Here is a 6,293-nt window from a genome sequence, read left to right on the forward strand (position 1 = left end):
CCGGCCGCTGGGGGTTTTGCGCATCACCACCTCCCTCTCTCAAGCGGAAGAGGATATCCGCACCACGCGACGGGAAGCCGTCGGCGTTGCCGCCGCAACCCTGTTTCTGATACTCGCCGGTCTGCTCCTGACCATCCGCCAGGTGCTGGTCCGCCCTCTCGGCGGGATCAAGGAGGCCATGAACCGCATCGCCGAGGGCCATCTCGAAGAGCGCATCGATGCCCCGGGACACGACGAGGTCAGCGCCATCGCCACCACCTTCAACGAAATGGCCCGTCGCCTGCGCCTCACCTACGAGGGACTGCAGCACGAACGCAACAAGTTGAGCACCATCATTCACAGCGTGAAGGAGGGCATCGTGGTGACCAATCCGGACGGGGAGATCGTCCTGGTCAACCCGGCGGCGGAACGCCTGCTGCAAAAACCCTCGGGCCAGATCGAATCCGAAGGTTTTTTCAACCTGCTGGATGATCCGGAATATCTCCGCACCTATCTGGAGCGGGAGGGGGTGGAGATGCCCTCCACCCTGGTTTACAAGGGTCGGGTGCTGCATTTCCACGGGGCCACCTTCAAGATCGACAACCACGCCATCGGCTCCGCCGCGCTGATTCGTGACATCACCGAAGAGAAGAAACTGAAGGAACAGCTTCATGAAATCATCGCCAAAGCCCCCTTCGGTATCGTCGTGGTCGATGAAGAGGGTATTATCCGGGTATTCAATCCCTCCTCCGAACGCCTCTTCCGCGCCTCCTCGGCGGAGATGGTGGGGCAACCGGTTCTGGAACTCATCCCGCCCGCCCTGCAGGCCAGTCATCTGAACCGGTTTTTCTCCTATTTCCTGCGTGCCAACGAACCGTCGCACTCACCCGCCACCCTGGAAACCGAGGCGATTCGGCGGGATGGTAGCCTGTTCCCCATTCGCCTGGCCCTCAACCGCATGCTCCTGGATGGTCGCTTCGCCATCGTCGGCATGATCGCGGACATCACCGAGGAGAAACGTCTGCTCGACAACCTCATTCAGTCCGAAAAGATGGCGGGACTGGGAGGCATGGTGGCCGGCGTGGCCCACGAGATCAACACCCCGGTCGGCATCGGCGTCACCGCCACGTCGGAGTTGAAGGAACGCATCGACCTCTTCGAACGGTTGATGCGTTCGGAAGGCGTCAGCGAAGAGGAGATGGAGGAGTTCCTCGCCTCCACCCGACGCTTGACCAGTCTCACCCTGAGCAATCTGGAACGGGCGGCGGAGTTGGTACACAGCTTCAAATCGGTGGCGGTGGATCAGTCCTGCGAACGGCTGCGCTCCTTTCGGGTCAAGGAGTATGTGACCTCCGCCATCACCACCCTGCACCACGAGTTGAAGAACACCCGACTGGAGATCCACCTGGAGTGTGAGGAGACCTTGGAAATCACCAGCTATCCCGGCGCCCTCTCCCGGATCGTGATCAATCTTCTCGGCAATTCGCGTCTTCACGCCTTCGGAGAGGAGGAAAACGGGCGGATCGACATTCGCATCGCCCAGGAGGGGGATTCGATCGATTTCACCTATCGGGACAACGGTCGCGGCATGGAAGAGGAGACCCGGCGGCGCATCTTCGAGCCCTTTTTCACCACCCGCCGCGATCGGGGCGGCAGTGGACTGGGGATGCATATCGTCTACAATCTGGTTACCCAGTCCCTGGGGGGCCGCATCACCTGCGAAAGCAGCCCCGGAAACGGGGCCTTCTTTCGCATGCGGTTTCCCGTGCTTCCGCCCCAACCCACGCCGGATTGAGGCCAGCCCCCCTCAGGCGGGATGCGGGGAGAACTGATCCGCCACCACCCACCAGCGCCCCTCCTGCCGTACCAGGAAGAAGAGATCCCGCCCGTTCATCTCGATGGGGCCGCCGCCCATATCGAAGGTAATGGCGAAATCGTAGGCCACCACCGCCGCCTCGCCATAAAGGTGAATCACCGGATCCCGCTCCTCCCAGCGCGCGATGCGAGCCGTCTCCGCGAAGCGTTTCCAGGCCGCCACACAAGCCGCTCCCCCATCGAGACGATGCCGATCCGTCGGCGTGAGCGCCACCATGTCCCGGTGAAAATAGTCCGCCAGATCGTCGGGCCTCCCTTTGGTCCAGGCCTCGTTCAGGGCCCGAATGGTGCGCCAGACGGCCTCTTTGGCCGGATCGCGAAAGTATATTTCCATGGGGTTCCCCTTTTCGTTCGGATGACGTGGTTACGGCGACGCCTCTCGGGCATCAGCGGATACTCCCCGCAAGGTCTCCATCCAGCCCCGAAAGTGTGGGCATTCCCGCTCCAGCACGGCAAGCCCGATTTTTTCGGCAATCAGGGGACCATGGCTCACTTTTTTCGTATTTCGGGCGCAACACCCCTTTCAGGCGTCGGGCGGGAGAGGTGTCGCGGTGATTGTTGATCTCCTCCGGACCGGCAAAGGCGTTGCGAATCGCTCTCAACTTCGACAAACAACTCCCCCACCCCGGCACCGCCCGGCTCAACACCTCACAGTCGGCAAACAGCAATCCCTCGAACTCATAAGGTTGGATGTAGGCAATGACCCGCTCCGGACGACACTCCGCATGGTCGATGATCGACTGCTTCAAGGCCGTTTCCAGACACGCCGGCCTTGCCTCCAAATCCGGTTTGCGCATCGCCTCCCCGTAGGAGGGAAAACCCGTATCCAGGCCGTACAGATCGATAAACGTCGTCAAAACAGCCATGGGTTTTTGCTTCAGGGTGGCTCGGGCGTAATACAGCAATCGGTCCTTGTTGAGTGCCCCTCCCCGGACGGTTGGGAAGGTTGAAAGCAGTTGAGACTTGAGGAAGACCCCGACGGGGCGTAACGACGGGGCCACCACTCGTTTGATGAACTGCTCCTCGGTCGCCCCCTCCGCAAAGACGATCACCTCGACCATGTCACGGCCTTCCGCCGAGGATGTTGCGCTTCCACAATTCGCCCAGGGAGTACTGCTCCAGCCAGCAGGCCAGCTCCTCTTGAGAAAAGCGCCGGAAGGTCGAACCTCCCCCCTCCTCCTGCTCCACCACCACCACATCCCCCGGCGAGAGTTCATTGACCAATTCGACGGACTGGGTGGCCAAAATCAACTGTTTTTGCTGCTGTTTCGCCTCCCGGAACAGACCCGCCAGAATCGAAATGGCGTAAGGATGCAAACCCAACTCCGGCTCGTCGATCAGCACGGTATGGGGCATCCACCCCGGAGGTTGCAGCAACAGGGTTGCCAGACAGATGAAACGCAAGGTGCCATCGGAAAGGACGTGGGCCTTGAACGGCGTATCCGGCTGCCCTTTCCGGGTCCATTCCAGCTCCAGGTACTCTTCGTCTTCATCCCGATGCACGAAATCTCCAAAAAAGGGGGCCACCAAACGAATGGTCTCCACAATGCGCTGATGGTGTTCCGGAAATTTATTATTGAGCCGCCGGAGAAAGGAGGCCAGATTGGCAGCGTCCGGTTTGAGGAGTAAATTGTCATTGGCCGCATGGCGTTGCTTGAGACCGGCGTTCTCCCCGGTATCGTGGAAATGGTAAACCCGCCATTGACTCACCCCTGCTTGCACATACTTGGCAATATCCACCTTGGCCTCTTTGAGTTTGGCCTCCTCATGCCCACGCCCAAGTGGTTCCGTCCAGGGGTTCGGGTAATATTTCTTGAACCAACCCTGCTCAGTGTCAAACACCAGACGATTATCCGACGTAGGAACCAAGGTGAATTGATACCCGTTATTCCCGAAATAGACTTCGGCACGAAACCGGGGAGTTGTCCTCCGGCCGAAATGCAGCAGAGCCTCCGGCCCGCCCTGTTGCTGCACGAAGACCTGCAATTGTTGTTCGTACATCCGGTTGAGCAGGCGGAAGAGGCTGATGAAATTGCTTTTGCCCGCTCCGTTGGCTCCGATCAGCACATTCAAGGCACTGAGATTGAAATCCTTCAATTCGCGGATCGATTTGTAGCCGGCAATCGTTAACGAACTGACGCAGGACTTGAACATGAGTAACCGACTCCCCAAACCGAGCGAACCCGCCATCGAAACATCCGCATGGCATGTCACCTCTTCCATTCCCTGCAACCAAGCCTTCCCGGCCAGGGTTATGCGTTGCGCCACCTGCGGGCACCTTGCTCCGCCATGCGGCCCAGGGTGCGCCACGGAGGGGAGGTCAGCACCAGGCCCTCGCCCGCAACCGGGAAACCTTCCTGCGGCAGGTCGGCGCAATGTTGGGTTTGGAAACGATCCCGATGGTGCGCCAGCCAGGCCGCCAGCCCTTCCAGGCGACGCAGCACCGTGCGGTCGGCACATCCCCGGTTGCGGTCCACCGCCTCGAAGCTGTGGGAAAGCAGCACCAGGTGGCTCCAGCCGGCGCGATAGGCGGCTTCCAGACCGCCGGTCAGCTCCGCGAGGGAGCAGGCGGTCACTTGCAGGTGTCGGCCATGGCCGGGCCAGTCTTCGAACCAGCCCATGGGCAGGAGGGTGATGCCTTCGTGGCGTTGCGGCAGCAGCGGGCGGCCCACCCCGTCCATGCGGCACTCCCGGCCCCGGTAACAGGCGTTGAAACTGGCTTCGAAGGCCAATCCGACCTCCGCCGCCGCCCGCAGCGTGGCATCGTTGGCCCCGAAGCTGCCGGCCCGAACCGCCGACACCGGCCCCGCTCCGGCCCGGTCCAGAAGCTCCCGCCCCAACTGAAAAATCCGCACCTGTTCCGGGCCCGGAAACTGGTGCAGCCGGTCGCCGCGTGTCGCCACGCCCGCCGGCGGGTCGGGCCAGCGGCCCAGCCATTCGGTATGGGGGTGCAACTGCACCTCCTGGCCTGCGGACCGTATGCTCGAAACCACCTCCCGCAGGGGTTCCGCTCCGATGAATCCGGCCACGAGGGGTTCCACGAAACAGATGGCCTTGAGGCCGTGCCGTCGGAACAGCGCCAACTGGAAGGGCAGGCCGCAATCTCCCTGAGGGGTATGGCCCTCGATGCACAGGGACATGGAGCGACGCACCTCGTCGGACGTGGCCTTCTTCCAATCGGCGGGCCAGGTTTCCACATCGATGGTGAACAGCACTTTCAGGGGAGAACGGGTCATTGAATTACTTAATTAATGGTCAGGGCTTGACACGGCCTGCTTTTCTGGAGCAATCATGGGGGATTCCTGGGGATATTGCCACATTTTCGCGGAGGTGGGTATGTTGAAGCGTTGCTTGCTGGGGGTCTGTGTGGGTTTGGTGCTGTGGGCGGGGTCGGTGCAGGCGGCGGTGCAGACCAAGGAGGTGGTTTATCGGGATGGGGAGGTGGCGCTCAAGGGGTGGTTGGCGTGGGATGATGCCATTGCGGGGCCGCGTCCGGGGGTGGTGGTGGTTCACGAGTGGTGGGGGCTCAACGATTATGCCTTGGGGCGGGCCAGGATGTTGGCCGGGATGGGCTATGCGGCCTTTGCCATGGACATGTATGGCGACAACAAGGTGACCACTCACGGGGGTACCGCCGGGGAGTGGATGAAGCAGATTACGGGCAATATCGCCGCCTGGCGGGAGAGGGCGCGTCTGGGCTTGGAGGCGTTTCGTCAGGAGGCGGTGGTGGACAAGGAGCGGGTGGCGGCCATCGGGTATTGTTTTGGTGGGGCCACGGTGATGCAGATGGCGTATGCGGGGATGGATTTGCGGGGGGTGGCGAGTTTTCACGGCTCGTTGCCGCCGGCGGTTGGGGAGGATTTGGGGCGGATTCGGGCCAAGGTGTTGGTGGCGCACGGGCAGGCGGACGGGTTCATACCGGCGGAACGGATCGTTGCGTTTCAGAAGGGGTTGGAGGAGGCCAAGGCGGATTGGAGCATGGTGGTGTATGGCGGCGCGAAGCATGGATTTACCAATCCGGAAGCGGGAAAGATGGGCATCGAGGGACTGGCGTATGATGAATCAGCGGACAAGCGCTCCTGGAAGGCGTTGGAGGTGTTTTTGAAGGAGGTCTTCGTGCCGTAAAAAAATACCGGGGTCCGGGGGGGATTATCCCCCCCGGCGGGGTTCGGGGCGGAGCCCCGAGGTTTTATCCGTTGACGTGTCCGTAAGCGGTCCGCAGCATCAAAAGAAAGCGCACCCACTCACCACCCGCACGATCCGGACGACCCGCTGCGGACCGCGGGGGGGCAAGGGGGGGCCTCATCCCCCCATCTTTGAACACACCAGCAAACCAAAATCCGATATTTCCCCAAAGCCCTAACGGCAGAAAGTCAACGTCAACGGATGGGGGGATGAGGCCCCCCCTTGCCCCCCCGCGGTCCGCTGCGATAAATCCG

General features: G+C 61.5%; 5 protein-coding genes and 1 pseudogene. 2 read left to right on the forward strand and 4 right to left on the reverse strand.

Annotated elements, in window-relative coordinates; genetic code table 11:
• Positions 1-1,774: PAS domain S-box protein (locus HQL56_17420; protein ID MBF0311300.1), on the forward strand; the 1,774-nt coding region annotated here is incomplete at its 5' end.
• 12 nt (positions 1,775-1,786) lie between these two features.
• Here HQL56_17420 and HQL56_17425 read toward each other — a convergent pair.
• From HQL56_17425 to HQL56_17440, 4 genes and pseudogenes are all read right to left on the reverse strand, one after another.
• Positions 1,787-2,188, reverse strand: a complete 402-nt coding sequence (locus tag HQL56_17425; protein ID MBF0311301.1) for a nuclear transport factor 2 family protein — start codon at positions 2,186-2,188, stop codon at positions 1,787-1,789.
• Positions 2,189-2,218: 30 nt separating this feature from the next.
• A pseudogene (locus tag HQL56_17430) lies at positions 2,219-2,915 on the reverse strand (DUF4276 family protein).
• Position 2,916: 1 nt separating this feature from the next.
• Positions 2,917-4,008 carry an AAA family ATPase gene (locus HQL56_17435; protein ID MBF0311302.1) on the reverse strand — a complete coding sequence of 364 codons (1,092 nt, stop codon included), beginning with the start codon at positions 4,006-4,008 and terminating at the stop codon, positions 2,917-2,919.
• 98 nt (positions 4,009-4,106) lie between these two features.
• Complete coding sequence (locus HQL56_17440; GenBank protein MBF0311303.1) at positions 4,107-5,090, reverse strand: hypothetical protein; 984 nt, start codon at positions 5,088-5,090, stop codon at positions 4,107-4,109.
• A 100-nt stretch (positions 5,091-5,190) separates the two neighbouring features.
• Here HQL56_17440 and HQL56_17445 point away from each other — a divergent pair, with 100 nt between their 5' ends.
• A complete protein-coding gene (locus HQL56_17445) occupies positions 5,191-5,979 on the forward strand; it encodes a dienelactone hydrolase family protein (protein ID MBF0311304.1) in 789 nt (262 codons plus the stop codon).
• Positions 5,980-6,293 lie beyond the last annotated feature (314 nt).

Source organism: Magnetococcales bacterium, from assembly GCA_015231925.1.
Lineage (GTDB): Bacteria > Pseudomonadota > Magnetococcia > Magnetococcales > JADGAQ01 > JADGAQ01.

Bases quoted from the DNA above. Each gene is read 5' to 3' on its own strand.
- HQL56_17425 (MBF0311301.1), bottom strand. From the start codon at position 2,188: ATGGAAATATACTTTCGCGATCCGGCCAAAGAGGCCGTCTGGCGCACC.
- HQL56_17435 (MBF0311302.1), bottom strand. From the start codon at position 4,008: ATGTTCAAGTCCTGCGTCAGTTCGTTAACGATTGCCGGCTACAAATCG.
- HQL56_17440 (MBF0311303.1), bottom strand. From the start codon at position 5,090: ATGACCCGTTCTCCCCTGAAAGTGCTGTTCACCATCGATGTGGAAACC.
- HQL56_17445 (MBF0311304.1), top strand. From the start codon at position 5,191: ATGTTGAAGCGTTGCTTGCTGGGGGTCTGTGTGGGTTTGGTGCTGTGG.